Annotated in this window: 17 protein-coding genes and 2 pseudogenes; 10 read left to right on the forward strand and 9 right to left on the reverse strand. The window is 63.8% G+C overall.

The window, feature by feature from the left end; genetic code table 11:
- A pseudogene (locus tag I7S92_RS22365) lies at positions 1–127 on the forward strand (IS5/IS1182 family transposase); the annotation flags it as partial.
- Here I7S92_RS22365 and I7S92_RS22370 read toward each other — a convergent pair.
- Positions 95–430 carry a hypothetical protein gene (locus tag I7S92_RS22370; RefSeq protein WP_197647725.1) on the reverse strand — a complete coding sequence of 112 codons (336 nt, stop codon included), beginning with the start codon at positions 428–430 and terminating at the stop codon, positions 95–97. The pseudogene I7S92_RS22365 and the gene I7S92_RS22370 sit on opposite strands and share 33 nt — an antisense overlap.
- A gap of 301 nt (positions 431–731) precedes the next feature.
- Between I7S92_RS22370 and I7S92_RS22375 the strand changes: the two genes are divergently transcribed.
- Positions 732–1,397, forward strand: coding sequence for a L,D-transpeptidase (locus I7S92_RS22375; RefSeq protein ID WP_197647734.1), 666 nt, complete (start codon positions 732–734; stop codon positions 1,395–1,397).
- Positions 1,398–1,486: 89 nt separating this feature from the next.
- Positions 1,487–1,762 carry a hypothetical protein gene (locus tag I7S92_RS22380; RefSeq protein WP_035714143.1) on the forward strand — a complete coding sequence of 92 codons (276 nt, stop codon included), beginning with the start codon at positions 1,487–1,489 and terminating at the stop codon, positions 1,760–1,762.
- Positions 1,763–1,801: 39 nt separating this feature from the next.
- Here the strand turns inward: I7S92_RS22380 and I7S92_RS22385 are convergent, their stop codons facing one another.
- On the reverse strand, positions 1,802–2,983 hold the full coding sequence (locus I7S92_RS22385; protein ID WP_105516001.1) for a ZIP family metal transporter: 1,182 nt from the start codon (positions 2,981–2,983) through the stop codon (positions 1,802–1,804).
- Positions 2,980–3,690 carry a multicopper oxidase domain-containing protein gene (locus I7S92_RS22390; RefSeq protein ID WP_242070356.1) on the reverse strand — a complete coding sequence of 237 codons (711 nt, stop codon included), beginning with the start codon at positions 3,688–3,690 and terminating at the stop codon, positions 2,980–2,982. The genes I7S92_RS22385 and I7S92_RS22390 overlap by 4 nt, the downstream gene beginning before the upstream one ends.
- Before the next feature lie 550 nt (positions 3,691–4,240).
- Between I7S92_RS22390 and mntR the strand changes: the two genes are divergently transcribed.
- Positions 4,241–4,696 carry a manganese-binding transcriptional regulator MntR gene (mntR, locus tag I7S92_RS22395; RefSeq protein ID WP_051911394.1) on the forward strand — a complete coding sequence of 152 codons (456 nt, stop codon included), beginning with the start codon at positions 4,241–4,243 and terminating at the stop codon, positions 4,694–4,696.
- 10 nt (positions 4,697–4,706) lie between these two features.
- Here the strand turns inward: mntR and I7S92_RS22400 are convergent, their stop codons facing one another.
- From I7S92_RS22400 to I7S92_RS22420, 5 genes are read right to left on the reverse strand one after another with little or no spacing between them, the layout of a single operon-like run.
- Positions 4,707–5,366 carry a DsbA family protein gene (locus I7S92_RS22400; RefSeq protein WP_035714079.1) on the reverse strand — a complete coding sequence of 220 codons (660 nt, stop codon included), beginning with the start codon at positions 5,364–5,366 and terminating at the stop codon, positions 4,707–4,709.
- Positions 5,363–5,800: a disulfide bond formation protein B gene (locus I7S92_RS22405; RefSeq protein WP_241699905.1), complete on the reverse strand. Its 438-nt coding sequence runs from the start codon at positions 5,798–5,800 to the stop codon at positions 5,363–5,365. Before I7S92_RS22405 ends, I7S92_RS22400 begins: the two co-directional genes overlap by 4 nt.
- Entirely contained in the window at positions 5,787–6,272 is a 486-nt protein-coding gene (gene lspA / locus I7S92_RS22410; protein WP_197647726.1) for a signal peptidase II, read from the reverse strand. The genes I7S92_RS22405 and lspA overlap by 14 nt, the downstream gene beginning before the upstream one ends.
- Positions 6,269–6,892 carry a methyltransferase family protein gene (locus I7S92_RS22415; RefSeq protein ID WP_197647727.1) on the reverse strand — a complete coding sequence of 208 codons (624 nt, stop codon included), beginning with the start codon at positions 6,890–6,892 and terminating at the stop codon, positions 6,269–6,271. The genes lspA and I7S92_RS22415 overlap by 4 nt, the downstream gene beginning before the upstream one ends.
- Positions 6,893–6,896: 4 nt before the next feature.
- On the reverse strand, positions 6,897–9,197 hold the full coding sequence (locus I7S92_RS22420) for a heavy metal translocating P-type ATPase (protein ID WP_197647728.1): 2,301 nt from the start codon (positions 9,195–9,197) through the stop codon (positions 6,897–6,899).
- Positions 9,198–9,286: 89 nt separating this feature from the next.
- Between I7S92_RS22420 and I7S92_RS22425 the strand changes: the two genes are divergently transcribed.
- From I7S92_RS22425 to I7S92_RS22450, 6 genes are all read left to right on the forward strand, one after another.
- Positions 9,287–9,727, forward strand: a complete 441-nt coding sequence (locus I7S92_RS22425) for a MerR family transcriptional regulator (RefSeq protein WP_197647729.1) — start codon at positions 9,287–9,289, stop codon at positions 9,725–9,727.
- Between the two features lie 425 nt (positions 9,728–10,152).
- Positions 10,153–10,575, forward strand: a complete 423-nt coding sequence (locus tag I7S92_RS22430; protein ID WP_197647730.1) for a MerR family transcriptional regulator — start codon at positions 10,153–10,155, stop codon at positions 10,573–10,575.
- Positions 10,572–10,898, forward strand: coding sequence for a YnfA family protein (locus I7S92_RS22435; RefSeq protein ID WP_197647731.1), 327 nt, complete (start codon positions 10,572–10,574; stop codon positions 10,896–10,898). Before I7S92_RS22430 ends, I7S92_RS22435 begins: the two co-directional genes overlap by 4 nt.
- Before the next feature lie 525 nt (positions 10,899–11,423).
- Positions 11,424–11,819 (forward strand): FixH family protein, encoded by a 396-nt coding sequence (locus I7S92_RS22440; protein WP_197647732.1) that lies wholly within the window; start codon positions 11,424–11,426, stop codon positions 11,817–11,819.
- A complete protein-coding gene (locus I7S92_RS22445; RefSeq protein ID WP_105515898.1) occupies positions 11,816–13,264 on the forward strand; it encodes an efflux RND transporter periplasmic adaptor subunit in 1,449 nt (482 codons plus the stop codon). Before I7S92_RS22440 ends, I7S92_RS22445 begins: the two co-directional genes overlap by 4 nt.
- Positions 13,261–16,413, forward strand: coding sequence for an efflux RND transporter permease subunit (locus I7S92_RS22450; RefSeq protein WP_197647733.1), 3,153 nt, complete (start codon positions 13,261–13,263; stop codon positions 16,411–16,413). The genes I7S92_RS22445 and I7S92_RS22450 overlap by 4 nt, the downstream gene beginning before the upstream one ends.
- A gap of 364 nt (positions 16,414–16,777) precedes the next feature.
- On the opposite strand, the pseudogene I7S92_RS22455 reads toward I7S92_RS22450, so the two are convergent.
- Positions 16,778–16,882: pseudogene (locus I7S92_RS22455) on the reverse strand (IS5/IS1182 family transposase); the annotation flags it as partial.

Raw genomic sequence — 16,882 nt, forward strand, 5'->3', positions numbered from 1 at the left:
CTTCAGCAAGCTCAAGCAGTTCCGAAAGATCGCAACCAGATACGAAAAAACCGCGACCAACTACCTGGCCGCCGTCCTTCTCGTCTGCTCAAGACTATGGACCCGCGCTTATGAGTCCGCAGCCTAGGACGGCGGGCAGCGCCAGTCCGCCGAAGCGGTCGGCCTCGACCTGAAAGCTCTCGGTGATCCAGAACAGCCCCGGCACAAACTGGCCAAGACCGAACGCAAAACCAATGAGCATGGAAGATGTGCCAGTTGCCGCGCGCAGCAGCAGTGAAAGAGCCGCGAAGGACAGTAACGCGAAGGGCAGGAGCGAGAAGGGGGGCAGCGCCAAGACAAAGACGGCACCAGAGATCAATCCAATTGGTAGCCAGATCGCTACGCGCGGTCCTTCCGATCCGACGAACAAGGGTCCATCAAGGTCGATCAACAGCCGTGCCCCCCGAACGTGAGCGAAGACGATAAGTGCTCAAGTGGGTAGAGGTGCAATGGCTGTTTCTTGCGTTCACGCTCTTGTCAGATCTGCCCCCATCGTGGCGCATTCCTTGCGACCAGCGAGCTCCTTTGCAAAGGGACCAGCATTCTGACATACGTCTGTCGCCATCTATTCTCCTTGTACCGACTCCTTCACGCAGACTTGAATGGACATGGGAGGCCATTCTCACGTCCAATTCCGTGTTTGTCGTGCGCGGCAAACCTCGCTGCCCTCAATTGAGCTGAAAGCAGACAACATGTCGACCCGACGGCATTTCCTGATGATGACTTCCGCTCTCTTCTCCGCGCCACTTGTGACCCCGGCTTTCGCGGCCTCTGATCTTCAGGGCCAGTGGGCAGCCTGGGATGCGCAGGTGACACCCCCGGGCTATGTTGCGGCTACGACCAATCCATGGGGCCTGCATCCGCGGCTGCTTCCGGTCCGCGTCGAGGCTCGCGCCGGGCTGACGCCAGGCGACATCCATGTCGATGCGATCGCGCGCTATCTCTACCACATCCAGCCTGACGGCACTGCGATGCGCTATGGCGTCGCCATCGGGCGGTCCGGGCTCTACGAGCCGGGCATCTATACGATTGGCCGCAAGGCCAAGTGGCCAAGGTGGACTCCCACACCACAGATGATCGAGCGCGAACCCGAGACCTACGCGCAGTATGCCGACGGCATGGATCCCGGTCCTGGCAATGCGCTCGGGTCGCGGGCGCTCTACTTGTTCCTCGGTAGCCGTGACACCTATCTGCGCATCCACGGCACGCCATTTCCGCGGTCCATCGGCAGCCGGGCCAGTTCCGGCTGTGTGCGCATGGTTATGCCGCACATCATCGATCTCTACGACCAGGTTCAGACCGGAGTGACGGCACATCTGTATCCGGCCGAAGAAGGCAACGTGGAGCTGACGGCCTGAACATGATTGCGGGTAAGAGCAAGGAATTCAGTTCGCGAACTCCGAAGGCAGGGCGTTTCCCCCGCACGGTCGGTGCTGGGCGATCCGCGGTGCTGGCGATCGCCTTGATGATGCTCTCAGCCTGTGTGGCACCGGTCGGAGGGATCGGCGACGAGCCGTCGCGCTTCCTGCAGGAGCTGCCCGAGGGCGTGATGGCCATCGCCGCACCCTACCAGAACCTGCGCGCAGTGGTCTTGCAGCCCGAGGACGGCTGCTACTGGTACGAGCACGTCGGCCCGGTTGAGACGACCATGCTGCCGCTCCGTACGGCGGAAGGTCGTCCGATCTGCACCGCTACGGAAAACCGTCCTGCCACAACCGGCTGAGCGCGCGAAAAATGGTCAGTTGCCCCAGTTCGCCGATGGTCAAACCTTGATCAGTGCCGCCGTCACATACATAAATGCAATCCCGCCGAGGAAGCCGCCGAGGACAGCAGGAGAGTACAGGATCGCCTGCCGGTCGCTGTTCTGGCGTTGAAGATAGGCCGTGACCTCGACCATGACCTGCAGGATCGCCCCGGCGCCGACCGCAAGCGCGAAAGCCGACCATTGCGGGGCGTAGGCAAGGCTACCGGCCCAGATCCCAAGCACGGCGGGTCCCCCGGCAAGCAGCGTCAGCGCGGCAAAGCTCCAGAGCGGAGGGCGGATGCGCAGCATGGGTGCTGCGATGCCGATGCCTTCGGTCACGTTGTGCAGCGCAAAGCCGAGAACGAGGAAGGTGCCGAGGCCCGCCGCACCAGCAGCGAAGGCGCCACCGATGGCCAGCCCTTCGCCGAAATTGTGCAGCCCGATGCCGAGCGCGATGTAGAACGCCAGCGCCAGCCCCTCGGGCCGTCCGCGCCAGCGCCCGATGGCCATGAGGAGAAGGAAACTCGCGAGAGCCGACAGCCAGACCATGGCCGATCCTTGGAACAGCGCGGCTGCCTCAGCCGCGAGTTCGGTGGCCTCGCCCATCATGTCGAGGAGCAGGAAGGCCAGCATGCCGACGGTCAGCGCCAGCACGAAGTTCATGCCGGAAGTGCCGAAGCCGCGCATCGCCGGGTAGAACATCAGCCCGAGGGCGACAGGCAGCAAACCGACCAGCGCGCCGACCAGCGCCTGTAACTGAAGCTGCCCCCCGGATGCCTGCGGCGTGGGCACGGCAACAGCGATTTCGTGCCCGAACACAGTGCCGGTGTTGGTCACGAGGGCCACTTGATGCGCCTCGCCCAGCACCCACGGGTAGGGGATCTGCACCCAGACGGCACTGCCGCGCGCAATCGGTCCCGACGGGTCCTGCGTGAAGGTCCAGTAGGCGTCATCGACGGCAACCTGCGCGATCTGCATCGCCTCCGACCCGCCCGCACGCACAAGAACCTGGATGCCGGTACTGTCGAGGATCGTCCGCTCGACGGTGAGCGACTCGACCGGTGGGGCACCGTTGTTGAAGCCGCGCAACGGATCGAGCGAGGCGATCAAGACGAAAGACACCAGAATGGCCGCCAGAGGCAGGAACACCAGCAGAAGCCGGATCAGCGGGGAACGGGTCGGTTGGCTCTGGTCGCTCATGCCCCCGGCCCCCGCACGTCGAACATGCCGACCCAGCCCAGCTCGGTGAACTCGGATTGATGGGCGTGGAACATGTACATGCCGTCCTCATGGTCGGCGAAGCTGAACTCGAGGATGCCGCGCTGCGCCTGGCACTGCATGATCAGATCGACCGTGCGCAGGGTCGGCGTCAGCTGCGTGCCAGTGTCGTAGTAGTCGAAGAAATTCGCGTGCAGGTGGAACGAGTTGATCGGGTCGAACTCGGTCACGTTGACGAGGTAGATGCGCACGGGCCGGGTCTTGTCGATCGGGATCGGCACGTTCATGTAGGCCTGCCCCACGGTGTTGACCGCATAGACTTCGTTCCCACCGTCGAAATTGGTGTCGAAGGCGTTCATCACCATCGCCAGCTCCTGCCAAAGGGCATTTTCGGGGCTGCCCAGAACGCGTGACGCAGCAACGGCAGCAAGCGCGGGGTCGGTCTGCCGGGAAGGGTCGGGGTCGATCACGAACAACCCGTACATGCCCTTGTGCATGTGCCGCTTCAGCGGCAGGGCGTGGCAGTGGTAGAGGTGACAGCCGAAGGGTTTGGCATCGAACTCATAGACGAACTCTTCGCCGGGGCCGATCAGTCCTGCACCGGGAACACCGTCCATCCGCGCAGAGTGAATGCCGTGGAAGTGCATCGAATGCGGGTGCGAGCCGAAGTTGCGGAAGATGATGCGCAGCTTCTCGCCTTCCTTCGCCCGAAGGGCAGGGCCGGGGACGCGGTTGTTGTAGGTTCCAGGCGGGAAAGAAGATGCCGGGGGCGATCTCGATTTCCTTGTCGTAAGCCTCGACCTCGAAGGTGCGCAGGGTGCGGCCGTCGGGCAGAAGCTCGGTCGTGCCGGTGTCCCAGTCCGTCAGCATGGCCGTGGGGTCGAAGCCGTTGCGGGCATGATCGACAGAACCCAGGGTGGTCATGTTGCCATGCGCCATGCCGGGCATCGGGGCGGCATAGGGATCGGCCGACATCGCCGACATGTCGTGTCCGGCTATCGGGTCGGGCGCGGTCTGGGAACGCGCGGTTCCCGCGACAATTGCAGCGCCGCCTGCGGCCACGAGTCCGCCGACCAGCAAAGCGCGGCGCGACGGGTCAACCGAAGTGTCTTGGTCGGCAGGCATGGAATGAGGCTTTCCCGGCGCGCACAAAAGGCGTGGCGCGAAATGTTAGACAAGGCTAACAATCTGCCCGGCGCGTTTGCTTGTCAACGGGGTTCGTGCAAGACTGCGCCGACAATGAACGATGATCCACATCACACACTGTCGGCCACCAGTGATGACCGCTCTCCCGACCTGCGCGCGGAGGCTTTTCAGGGCGTGCGCGCCGCGCGTAGCCGCGAGTTGGCAGAGGATTACGTCGAGCTGATCGCCGAACTGATCCACGCGCAGGGCGAGGCGCGCCCCGTGGACATCGCCACCCGGATGGGCGTGACGGCACCGACCGTCGCCAAGACGCTTGACCGGCTCGCCCGCGACGGCCTGATCACCCGGGCCAAGTATCGGTCGATCTTCCTCACGGAAGAGGGTAGGGCGCTGGCAAAGGAGTGCCGCCACCGGCACGACATCGTTCTGCGGTTCCTGCTTAGCCTCGGGCTCGACCCCGAGACGGCCGAGCGGGACGCCGAAGGGATCGAGCATCATGTAAGCGAGCGGACGCTCGAGCTTTTCGCGGCCTTTGTCGCCCGAAGCTGACCGGTGCGGGTCAGGTGCCCTCTATGGCAAGGCGGACATCCTCGAAGAACTTTTCACCCGAGACGATCTCAAGCTTCTTGCCTTGCAGGTAGAAGGTGGGCGTCTGGTTCACACCAAGCGCTTCCACATCCGCCATGTCCTGATTGATCGTGGCCGTGATCCCGGGGAACATCTTGTCGGTTTCCGCTTTGGCCAGATCCAGCCCGACGGCGCCCGCGGCTTGCCACGCGATTTTCATGTCCGGACCGTCGTGCAGCGCCCATTCCGGCTGTTTCTCAAAGATTGCGTCGAGCACCTGCTCGAACTTGCCTTGCATCCGCGCCACCTCGAGGATGCGCGCGGCTTCATCCGACCCTTTGTGGAACAGAGTGTAGCGCAGGACCACCCTGATCTGGGTCGGAAATTGGCGGCGTATTTCTGCGATGATCGGATGGAACGCCCGGCAGGCCTCGCAAGAGGGATCGAAGAACTCGACCAGCGTGACGGGGGCATCGACCGGGCCAAGGATGGGCGAATGGGCGCGCACCAGAAGCGAGTCGTCCACTGCGGGGGCGGTCGCAGCGTCGGCTTGCGCCTCGGCCTCGCGGCGGCGGGTCAGGAATACGGCACCACCGCCGAAGGCGGCAAGTCCAAGGGCGGAAGCCCCGATCAACACAGTGCGGCGGTTCATGTGCGGTTTCCTTTCGGCAGGATGAGACAGGCAAGGATCGCGGCAAAGGCGGCCAGCGAAAGGTAAGGGATGGGTACGCCCAGGATCATCTGCGCCTCGCCGGTGCAGGACGGGCCGTTCTGGGTGCAAGGCACGATGGGCGCAGGAAGAATGCCAGCGTAAAGCCCGGAGTGCCAGGCGGCCAGCGCCAGACCCGCCAGCACCAGCGGCAGGGCATAAAGCCATGCGCTGCCATCCCCGCGCCACAGCGACAGGCCAAGGATCGGCACCAGCGGGAACATCGCGATGCGCTGATACCAGCACAGGGTGCAGGGCATCTGTCCCAGCACCTCGCCGATGAACAACGCGCCAAACGTGGCCCCCAAGGCGATCAGGAAAGCGAGCGTAAGCACCAGATCGTCGCGAGACAGCGCCTGTTCATCAGTTCTGGTCAAGAGCAGGCTCCTCGCTGCGGCGTGACGGAAGCGAGGCCACAAGAATGAACAGCGCCCCAAGCGTGATGGCGATATCGGCACCGTTGAAGGTGGGCCAGTGCCAATCCTGCCAGTAGAGATCGAGGAAGTCGGTGACGGCCCCCTGCCGCAGCCGGTCGATGATGTTGCCAAGGGCCCCGCCAACGATCAGCGCCAGGCCTGCCTTCTCGAACGGGTGGCGTGCCCGGAACGCCATGACGGCAAACATCAGCGTCAGTGCGCCGGTCAGCGCCGCCATCAGCAGGGGCTTGCCTGCCATGACGCCGCCCATCATGCCAAAGCTGGCGCCTTCGTTGAACCCGAGGGCAAGATTGAAGCCCGGAAAGACCGGAACCGCCATCCCCCGGGAAAGCAGCGACAGCGCCGCGACCTTGGTCAACTGGTCCACCAGTAATGTGGCGGCGATAAGGAAAATCAGCTTTGTTCGGGTCATGGTTCAGCCTTGCGGTTGATGCCGATCCAGCGCGGGACCGATGCGGCGTATCGGTCATAGTCCGACCCGATTGCCGCGCGCAAGGCGGCCTCTTCCGAACGGATCTGCGTGCTGGCGGACCACATGAACAGGATCGGCGCAAGGACCGTCGGTGCAGAGGGGACTGCCAGCGCGACCCCTGCCAGCAACGCCGCCTGTCCGACGAAGGTCGGGTTGCGGCTGAAGCGGTAGAGCCCGCCAGAGACGAGATCGCCGGTCTCGCCGCCGACCACGCCAACACGCCAGGACGACCCCATCGACATCTGCGCCGCGAAAGCCACCATCGCGCCAAGGCCTGCGACAAGGACCCCGATCAGGCCAAGGATGACGGCGTGCCCCTCGGTCCAGAGCGGATCGGTCTTGTGAAGCAGGGGTATCGCAAGCCAGACCAGCGGCCCGAAGAAAGCGATCGCAAAAGCCGCACGGAATCCCATGGCGGCCAGCCGGTCGCGCCCCTTTGCCCGCGAAAACAGCCAGACAGACCGGCCCGCAGACTGCGCTGCCACCGCGCTCCCCCAGAAGAACATCGCAAGATAGCCGAACAGAAGGGCCAGCGCGGCGCAGCCAAAACCCGAGATCATCGAGTCACGCCTCGCGTTCCGGGTTGAACCGCAACAGGCGCAGCGCGTTCAGCGTCACCAGCACGGTCGCCCCGGTATCAGCCAGGATCGCAAGCCAGAGGCCGGTCAGCCCCAAGACGGAAGTCATCAGGAACACCGCCTTCAGGCCAAGCGCGATGGTAACGTTCTGGCGGATGTTGGCCATTGCGGCCCGCGACAGCCGGATCACCGCCGGGATGTCGGTCACCCGGTCGCGCAGGATAGCCGCATCGGCGGTTTCCAGCGCCACATCGGTCCCGGACCCCATCGCCACGCCGACATTGGCCTGCTTCAGCGCGGGCGCGTCGTTGATCCCGTCGCCAATCATCATCACGCCGCCCTCGTCGTGCATCGTCTTGATGAACTTCAGCTTGTCCTCGGGCATCATGTCGGCTTGGAACTCCATCCCCAGGCCCCCCGCGATGGCCGCCGCCGTGCGCGGGTTGTCCCCGGTCAGGATGACTGCGCCGACCCCCATGGCCTTGAGTTGGCGCACCGCGTCCTTGGCGTCGTCGCGCGGTTCGTCGCGCATGGCGATCAGGCCGAGCGGGGTCTTCGCGCGGAACACTGCCACGGCCGTCTTGCCCTCCTCCTCGAACACCGTCGCCTTCCGCAGGCCAAGGCCCTCCAGCCCGCCAAGCTCCATCGCATAGCGCGGCGAGGCGACCCAGGCCGGGGCATCACCGACCGTTGCGACCACGCCCCTGCCCATCAGCGCCTTGGCATCCTTCGACGCCAGCGCCTCGACCCCGGCCTCCTTCGCCTTGTTCAGGATGGCGACGGCAAGCGGGTGGCTCGATCCGGTCTCGACCCCGGCGGCAACGGCCAGCAGTTCGGCCTCGGTCGTGGTGCCGAAGGTGACGACATCGGTGACCTTGGGGCGCCCATGCGTCAGCGTCCCGGTCTTGTCGAACGCGATGCGGCTGACCTTGGACGCCGCTTCGATGACGACACCGCCTTTCATCAAAAGCCCGCGCCGCGCGCCCGTCGACATCGCCGAGGCGATAGAGGCGGGGACCGAGATGACCAGGGCACAGGGGCAGCCGATGAGAAGCAGCGTCAGGCCGCGATAGACCCACGTGTTCCAGTCCGCGCCAAAGGCCAGCGGCGGCACCAGGATCACCAGCACCGACAGCGCTACGATCAGCGGCATGTACCAGCGGCTGAAACGGTCAATGAAACGTTCGGTCGGCGCGCGCGCCTCCTCGGCCTCTTCCACCAGCCGGATGATCCGGGCGATGGTGTTGTCTTCCGGCCCCTTGGTCACTTTCACCCGCAGGACGGCCTCGGTGTTGATCGAGCCCGCGAAAACCGTGTCGCCCGGCCCCTTGTTGACCGGCACGCTTTCGCCCGTCACCGGGCTATCGTCGACGCCGCTGTTGCCTTCGGAAATCTCGCCATCCGCCGGGATGCGGTCGCCGGGACGGACAAGGACGGTCTGCCCGACCGCCAGGCTGGCTGCCGGGACGTCCTGCGGCTTGCCGTCGATCTCCAGAAGCGCGGTCTTGGGCACGAGGTTTGCCAGCGCCCGGATCCCGTCCCGCGCCTTGCCCGCCGCCACGCCCTCCAGCACTTCGCCCACAGCGAACAGGAACACGACCAGCGCCGCCTCCTCGGCCGCGTCGATGAACAGGGCGCCGATGGCGGCAACCGTCATCAGACTTTCGATGGTGAAGGGCTGGCCCATCCGCAGCGCGGCGAAAGCACGTTGTGCGACGGGGGCGACACCGATCAGGCAGGCGGCGACGAAGGCCCATCTGCCGATCTCCGGCGCCAGATACTCGATGATCCACGCCGCACCCAACAACAGGGCAGTGAAGATTACAAGCTTACCCTTGCCGGTCTGATACCAGCGCTTGCCCCGATCGGCGGGGTCATCATGGACATGGCCTGGGCTGCCGTGGCCGGAATCGTCGCTCTTTGCGCTGGCCGTCGCTGCCGGACCGTGGTCGTGCCCTGCATGATCGTGGCCATCGTCGCGGCTGTGGTCCGCGGCGTCCTCGTCTTCGGCCTTGTTGGCGGCACCGGGCAACATGAAGTCCTTCTTCGCGCCCGCCTTGCGGGGTTCGATCCCGTATCCAAGGGCGCGCACGGTCTTTTCGACCTTGTCGCGTCCGGTCTGCGCCTCATCCAGCGTCAGACGCAGGCGTTCCGACATGATCGCGACCTGGACATCGCTCACCCCGGGCAAACGCGAAACCGCATCCTTGATCTTCGTCGCGCAGGACCCGCAGTCCATACCGGACACGGTCCAGTCGCAGAATTCTTCGCTTTTTGAACCCGACATCGTCTTCCCTCCTGCCCGGAAGCGGACAGTTGCCCTTATCGAATCAGGAACCTAAGTTCTCTAGCAACTAGAGCTTCAAGGGGAATGTGATGCTGACCATCGGAAAATTGGGAGACGCTGCCGGTGTGAAGGTTCCGACGATCCGCTACTACGAGCAGATCGGCCTCTTGCCAGAGGCCGAACGTAGCGCGGGCAATCAGCGGCTCTACAGCCGAAAGGCGCTGGAGCGTCTAGCGTTCATCCGGCACGCCCGCAGTCTGGGTTTTACGCTCGAAGCAATCCGCGATCTTCTGAGCCTGTCGGACAGGCCCGATCAGTCTTGCGCCGCCGCCGACGCCATCGCCAGGGCGCAGCTAGCTGAGGTTGAAAGCCGCCTGGCGCGTCTGACCGCGCTCAAGGCCGAACTGGAACGCATGGTCGTGCAATGTGCAGGCGGGAAGATCGCCGATTGCCGGGTGATCGAGGTGCTGGGAGATCACGCCCATTGCGCAACCGATCATTGTCATCCGCACGCAGACCATCTGGAATAGGTGAGCCTCTTGCCGCGTGCTTTATGTGGCGGCCGCCTTCTTGCGTTCAGGTCCACAGCTTTCAAGGTCACATTGGGCACCATCGGCAAGGTTGGAAACCTGTTTCATTTGCCGTCCACGTTTCCGAAGCCACATCGCGCCGCCAGCCAGAACGGCCAGCGCGATGGCACTGCACAAGATCACATCGAGGGGTAGGCTGGCCAGCCATCCGCTTACTAAGCCCCCGGTTCCAGCCAGTCCGGCGGCAATGAGCGCAGGCCAGACCAAAGGCACGACAAGCGGGGCACAACAGGCAGCGCAGGCCGCGACTGTTCCGGTGATGACAAGTCTTCGCGAAACCATGAGATCCTCCGTATCTGCATCTTGAGGTGGTCTAGCTCTTCAAGTTACTTTAAGAGCAAGTTGAATTTTGGGGAGATCGTGTGATGGCATTCTCCATCGGCCAACTCGCGGACAGGTCAGGGTGCACGCCGCCGACGATCCGGTATTACGAAAGCATCGGTCTGCTGGCGGCACCCTTGCGCAGCGAAGCTGGAAGACGGTCCTACGGTCAGGCTGATGTCGCCCGACTGGCGTTTATCCGGCGAGCGCGTGATTTTGGTCTGGGGATACCTCAGGTCCGTGACCTGCTTACTGCGGCAGACGCCCCCGCATCCGCCTGCGCCACAGCGCGCCCCGTGGTCGAGGACCATATCCGCGCTCTGCGTGCGAGACGGGCGGAACTGAAGGCTTTGGAGGCAGACCTGACCGCAATCCTCGTTCGATGCAATGAAGGGTGCAGGACGGGAACCGCCGCCGACTGCGCGATATTCGGAGAGTTTCGCCTGCCGGGACGGCATGTCAAATGATGACGATCCTTGTTTACGCAAGTGCCGCTTTGGCCGAGATCGTCGGCTGTTTTGCGGTCTGGGCCTGGATGAGGCAGGGTGCGAGTGCCCTCTGGCTTGTGCCCGGTCTCCTCAGTCTGGCGGCATTCGCTTGGCTACTGACCCTGGCCCCTTCCGATTTTGCTGGCCGCGCCTACGCGGCCTATGGTGGGGTCTATATTGCAGCCTCGCTTGGCTGGCTTTGGGCCGTCGAAAAGCAGCGACCTGACATCTGGGATGTGACCGGAGCGGTTCTCTGCGTCGTAGGTGCCGCAATCATCCTCCTGGTTCCCAGAGGAACCTGATGGTCATTTGGCGTCCTGCCAGTTGGGATGTGCACCCGCTGCGCAGTTGAAAGATCAATCGGACGTGTGTTGCCGGATCGTCCGAGCTGTGCCATTCAGGGCGAATGGCTGCGATTTTTGATCATTTCTGGCTCTGCTGTTGGTTGTGCCCCTGTTTGGGGCCACGGCCTTTGAGGCATCGGCCAGCCTTGCAGCCGAAATTGCCGCAGTGTCGGATCCTTGCTGCGAAGGCGACTGCCCCGAGGATCCGGCCTGTGGTGCCGCTTGCATGATGATGATGCGGTGCGGAGTTCCGTCCCTTGCCCTGCCGCAGACTCCAGAAGTGCTGTTCAATTCTCCCGAGGCCATCGTGTCCCTGATGATGCCGGAGCAACCTCCGCCGTCCGGGTTGCCACCAGATGGCTTGAAGCAACCTCCCCGCACCTGACCCCGCCGCGTGTCTTGACGCGCAGATGATACCGGTTGCACCCGCGCCTCTTGGGCGATCGGGGCAAGGCTTCAATCAATCCAATGGGGTTACTTCCTATGAAAACGACTTACGCTGGTTTCTGCGGCGCTGTGCTTGCGCTAGCAGTGTCCTCGTCCGCTGTCTTGGCAGGCGCAGAGGATTATCGCTTCGATCTGGTTTCCACCGATCACAGCGTCGGCTCAGGCGCAATCCTCGAAGTTCGGCTGACCGACCTTCGCACCGGCAAGCCGGTCGAAGGAGCTGTCATCTACGCAACCCGCATGGACATGGCCCCAGACGGGATGGAAATGATGACTACGCCGGTAACGGCGATGCCCTCCGACGTGCCCGGAAACTACCGCTTTACCACCGATCTGACGATGGCCGGCGGTTGGAGGTTCTCGGTCGCGGCCAAGGTTCAGGGCGAACCTGAAACCGTTTCGGCCGAAATCGAGCTGCAGGCCGGTCCATGAGCGGCGCGGCTAGATTGGTGACACTCGGCGTCGTGGCAGGGGCCGCCGCCTGGGGCGGGCTGGCTGCTGGAGAGCGGGGCTTCACCGTCAGTAGCCTGCAGGACGCTGCCGTGATGCAGGTCTCCATGCTGCTGGGCCGCGATGTCGCAGCGATGCCCGCACCGGAACCGACCGGAGCCGTCATCTATTGGCGCCACCCGGACGGGCTGCCGGAATGGTCGGGCACAGAAGCCGTGACAGCGGATGGCCGCGCCTTCCTGCCAGTGCGGTCCAGCGAGGACATCTCGCTGGACCCGTCCGACAAGCCTGTCGCCGCGCCCGCCCCCGAGGAAGGGGGCGAGCGCACCGTACTTTACTACCGCAACCCGATGGGTCTGCCCGACACCTCGCCGGTGCCGAAGAAGGACTCGATGGGTATGGACTACATTCCGGTCTATGAGGGTGGCGATGGTGACGAAGGGTCGGTTACTGTCTCACCCGGCAAACGGCAACGGACCGGGGTGCGGACAAGTGAGGCCGTGCTGGCACCGCTGGCCGCATCCCTGCGCGCGCCGGGGATCGTGGTGCTGGATGAGCGCAAGATCAGCGTCATTTCGCTGCGCGCCGATGCTTTCATCGAGACTGTGGCGGATGTGACCACCGGGAGCACGATTGCCGAAGGTGCGCCGCTGGTGACAATTTACTCACCAGAGATCGCATCGGCACTTGCGCAGTTCGTGACCGATGTTCGGTCAGAAGGGAGACAGCGAGAGGGCGCGCGACAAAGGCTGGAAAATCTCGGCGTGCCGGGCGAGGTCATTGACCGGATTGCCATCGAAGGTCAGACAACCGTCAGCATCCCGATCATGGCCCCGCGTAGCGGGGTGGTTCTGGAACGGATGGCGGTCGAAGGCATGATGTCCGAGGCCGGCGAAACCCTCTTTCGGATCGCCGATGTCTCGACCGTCTGGGTGATCGCTGAAGTGCCGGAGTCCGCTTTAACGGACATCGTCCCGGGGTCCGAGGTGCGGGTCAGTTTTCAGGGCCTCGGCGAGGAAGCGACGCCGGGTCGGATCGCCACCATCTACCCTGAACTCGACCTGCTGACCCGCACGGCCAAGTTGCGGATCGAACTTCCCAATCCCGATGGCCTGTTGCGCGCCAACATGTTCGCGGACGTGGAAATCATGCTGGACCAGACACCGGTCGTACAGGTGCCAGAAGGCGCATTCATCGACACCCGCGACCGGCAGGTGGTGATCCTTGATCTGGGCGAAGGCCGGTTCCGGCCCGAGCCGGTGATCGTCGGGCGCAGGGGCGGAGGCATGATCGAGATCGTCAGCGGAGTTGTGGCTGGCGACGTGGTGGTCAGCGCGGCCACGTTCCTGATTGACGCGGAAAGCAACCTCAACGCGGCCCTTGCAGCCCTTGCAGCTCCCGACTCCGCGCCGGAGGCGAAGCCATGATCGCCCAGATCATCGCCTGGTCTGCCAGAAACGTACTGCTGGTGCTGTTTGCGACCGTCTTCACCGTGGCGGCGGGCCTGTGGTCACTGCGCACTCTGCCGATCGACGCCATTCCCGACCTGTCAGACGTACAGGTGATCGTGCTGACCGAGTATCCGGGGCAAGCGCCTCAGGTGGTCGAGGATCAGGTGACCTATCCCCTGACCTCGGCAATGTTGACCGTGCCGCAATCGCGCGTGGTGCGGGGGTTCTCGTTCTTCGGCATCTCTTTTGTCTATGTGATCTTCGAGGACGGGGTGGACCCCTACTGGGCACGCTCCCGCGTTCTGGAATACCTCAACGCCGCTGCTGCGCGTCTGCCGGATGGCGTGACACCCGCCCTCGGTCCGGACGCCACTGGCGTCGGCTGGGTCTATCAATACGCGCTGAAGGGCGAGAACCTCAGCCTGGCCGAGTTGCGGTCCTTGCAGGACTGGGTGATGCGCTTTGCCATCAGCCGCGCCGATGGCGTGTCCGAAGTGGCCAGCGTCGGCGGCTTCGTCAAGCAATACTCGGTCACCGTCGATCCGGTGCGGATGCGGGCGCTCGGTGTCACGTTGTCAGAGATCGGCGAGGCCGTCGCCGCCAGCAACATGGACACCGGCGGGCGCACGGTCGAGCTGTCGGAATTCGAGTTCATGGTGCGCGGGCGCGGCTATCTGGAGGGGATCGCCGACCTGGAAATGGTGCCGATCCGCGCAGAGGGTGGCGTGCCGGTCCTGTTGCGTGACGTGGCGCGGGTCGAGATCGTGCCGGACGAACGTCGGGGCATCGCCGAACTCGACGGCGAAGGCGAGGTGGCCAGCGGGATCGTGCTGCAAAGGGTCGGGGCCAATGCGCTTGACGTGATCGACAATGCCAAGGCCGAGATCGATGAGATCCGGCAGGGCCTGCCCGAGGAGGTGGAGATCGTCACCGTCTACGACCGGTCGAACTTGATCCTGTCCGCCATCGACACCCTGCGCACCACGCTACTGGAAGAAAGCCTTGTCGTGGCGCTGGTCACGTTCGTCTTCCTGCTGCATGTCCGGTCCTCGCTGGTGGCGATCATCATGCTGCCAGTGGGCCTGCTCATGGCCTTCACCGCCATGCGCGCGCTTGGAATCGGTGGCAACATCATGAGCCTTGGCGGCATCGCCATCGCCATCGGTGCGATGATCGACGCCGCCATCGTGATGATCGAAAACGCGCACAAACATCTGGAACGCGCCGAGCCAGGCAAGCCGCGGGCCGAGGTTTTGATCGAGGCCGCGTCCGAGGTCGGACCGGCGCTGTTTTTCAGCCTTCTCGTCATCACCGTGTCGTTCCTGCCGATCTTTGCGCTGGAAGGGCAAGAGGGGCGTCTGTTCGGCCCGCTCGCCGCAACCAAGACATTCGCCATGGCAGCGGCGGCGCTGTTGTCGGTCACGCTGGTGCCTGCGTTGATGGTGATCTTCGTGCGTGGGCGGATCGTGTCGGAACACAAAAACCCGGTGAACCGCATCCTCATCGCGCTCTATCGTCCGGTCATTGCATGGGTGCTCAGGGCGCGGGTGTTCACAATCGTTCTAGCGCTGATGGCGCTTGTCGCCACCGTCTGGCCCGCGCGCCAGCTGGGGTCGGAATTCATGCCGGCACTGGACGAGGGCACGCTGATGTACATGCCGACCACGCTGCCGGGTCTGTCCGTCACCAAGGCGGCGGAACTTTTGCAGATGCAGGACCGCATCATCCGCACCTTTCCCGAAGTCCTGACAGTCTTCGGCAAAGCAGGCCGTGCAATGACTGCTACCGACCCCGCGCCAACAGAGATGTTCGAGACGATCATCCAGCTAAAGCCGAAAGACGAATGGCGCCCCGGCGTATCGATGGAAAGCCTTCGCGCCGAAATGGACGCCGCCCTGCAATTCCCCGGTGTCTCGAATGTCTGGACCCAACCAATCCGCGCCCGCATCGACATGCTGGCGACCGGAATCCGCACCCCTGTCGGGGTCAAGGTCTTCGGCACCGATCTGACCGAGATGGAGGCAATCGCACGGCAGGTCGAATCGGTTCTGCGCAACGTTCCTGGCACCAGTAGCGCCTATGCCGAACGGGTGATCGGCGGCTATTATCTCGATATCGTGCCCGACCGGGAAAGGATGGCGCGCTACGGCCTGTCCATCCGGGATGTGCAGGAAGTCATCGCCATGGCGCTGGGGGCCGAGGCGATCACCCAGACCGTGGAGGGGCGCGAGCGCTACAACGTGGCACTGCGCTATCCGGCGGCGCTGCGGCAAGACCCCGATGCCATCGCGCGCGAAGTGCAGGTGGCGCTGCCCGGTGGCGGAACCGTGCCCTTGGGTGAGGTGGCCAAGGTGGAGCGGACACGCGGAGCTACGTCGATCCGCACCGAGAATGGGCAGTTGGCGGTATATATTTTCGTCGATATCGCAGGCCGCGATCTGGGCGGCTACGTCGCCGAGGCGCAGGCGGCGGTGGCGCGCGAGGTAGCGCTGCCGCCCGGCTACTCGTTGGGCTGGAGTGGACAGTTCGAATACCTCGAACGTGCCAAGGCGCGGTTGGCCATCGTGGTGCCGGTCACCCTGGCGGTGATCTTCCTACTCTTGTTCCTGAATTTTCGCCGCCTGACCGAAACGCTGATTGTCATGCTGTCGCTGCCCTTCGCGTTGGTGGGTGGCGTGTGGCTGATGTGGTGGATGGGATTCAACACGTCTGTCGCGGTGGCCGTCGGGTTCATCGCACTGGCCGGTGTCGCGGCAGAAACCGGGGTGATCATGCTGATCTACCTCGACCATGCCCTCGCCGAACGCAGGGCCGACGTCGTCAGCTCGGGCCGCTCCTTCACCCGTACCGATCTAGACGCCGCGATCATGGTCGGAGCGGTGGAACGGGTCCGGCCCAAGATGATGACGGTGGTGGCCATCATGGCGGGCCTGATGCCGATCCTCTGGGCACACGGCACCGGGTCCGAAGTGATGAGCCGCATCGCAGTGCCGATGATCGGCGGCATGGTGTCTTCGACGATCTTGACGCTGGTCGTGATCCCGGCAGTCTATGCGCTCATAAAGGGGCGCGGGCTAGCTCGGGATGAACGAAAGGAGATCAAAGGTTCTATCGTGGGGTTGTAGCGCTGAAGAAGCGCATGACAGTGACTGTCAACGGGGCTGGCAGCATGGCTCTCACGAGAACAGGTCGCCTGAAGTTTCGAGTTTACTCTTGAAAAGTCATTCGCGGCTTTCACAACAGCGTTTGTTGAAACGCATTTATGTTTCCGGCCGGAATATTCGCCTCGGTGGCACACGACTTTCATCTTCAGTCGACACCTCTCCATGAAAAAACCGGCGCGCTCTTTGCGGTCTTGCCTTCTGATCACGCTCGCGGAGCTGCGGCCTTGGCCATGATTGAGCGTCATTTTGATATCTCTCCTGCCAACACTGCCTGTCCATGCACCGCGAGGGCTGCAGCGAACCTAGGCTCCAGACTCATTGAGTTTCAGAGCCAGAACATGACGGTTGCTGCGAGGGCGATAGCGGAGAAGAAGGTTTCCGGGCATCTGTCGTATCGGGTGGCAACGCGTCTCCAGTCCTTCAGCCGGCC

The sequence above is a fragment of the Tabrizicola soli genome (assembly GCF_015999335.1).
GTDB classification, from domain to species: Bacteria; Pseudomonadota; Alphaproteobacteria; order Rhodobacterales; family Rhodobacteraceae; genus Tabrizicola; species Tabrizicola soli.

Excerpts from the sequence above, each read along its gene's own strand:
- I7S92_RS22400 (WP_035714079.1), bottom strand. The coding sequence starts at position 5,366 with ATGAACCGCCGCACTGTGTTGATCGGGGCTTCCGCCCTTGGACTTGCC.
- I7S92_RS22375 (WP_197647734.1), top strand. The coding sequence starts at position 732 with ATGTCGACCCGACGGCATTTCCTGATGATGACTTCCGCTCTCTTCTCC.
- I7S92_RS22385 (WP_105516001.1), bottom strand. The coding sequence starts at position 2,983 with ATGAGCGACCAGAGCCAACCGACCCGTTCCCCGCTGATCCGGCTTCTG.
- mntR (WP_051911394.1), top strand. The coding sequence starts at position 4,241 with ATGAACGATGATCCACATCACACACTGTCGGCCACCAGTGATGACCGC.
- I7S92_RS22435 (WP_197647731.1), top strand. The coding sequence starts at position 10,572 with ATGATGACGATCCTTGTTTACGCAAGTGCCGCTTTGGCCGAGATCGTC.
- lspA (WP_197647726.1), bottom strand. The coding sequence starts at position 6,272 with ATGACCCGAACAAAGCTGATTTTCCTTATCGCCGCCACATTACTGGTG.
- I7S92_RS22420 (WP_197647728.1), bottom strand. The coding sequence starts at position 9,197 with ATGTCGGGTTCAAAAAGCGAAGAATTCTGCGACTGGACCGTGTCCGGT.
- I7S92_RS22450 (WP_197647733.1), top strand. The coding sequence starts at position 13,261 with ATGATCGCCCAGATCATCGCCTGGTCTGCCAGAAACGTACTGCTGGTG.
- I7S92_RS22415 (WP_197647727.1), bottom strand. The coding sequence starts at position 6,892 with ATGATCTCGGGTTTTGGCTGCGCCGCGCTGGCCCTTCTGTTCGGCTAT.
- I7S92_RS22430 (WP_197647730.1), top strand. The coding sequence starts at position 10,153 with ATGGCATTCTCCATCGGCCAACTCGCGGACAGGTCAGGGTGCACGCCG.
- I7S92_RS22445 (WP_105515898.1), top strand. The coding sequence starts at position 11,816 with ATGAGCGGCGCGGCTAGATTGGTGACACTCGGCGTCGTGGCAGGGGCC.
- I7S92_RS22425 (WP_197647729.1), top strand. The coding sequence starts at position 9,287 with ATGCTGACCATCGGAAAATTGGGAGACGCTGCCGGTGTGAAGGTTCCG.
- I7S92_RS22440 (WP_197647732.1), top strand. The coding sequence starts at position 11,424 with ATGAAAACGACTTACGCTGGTTTCTGCGGCGCTGTGCTTGCGCTAGCA.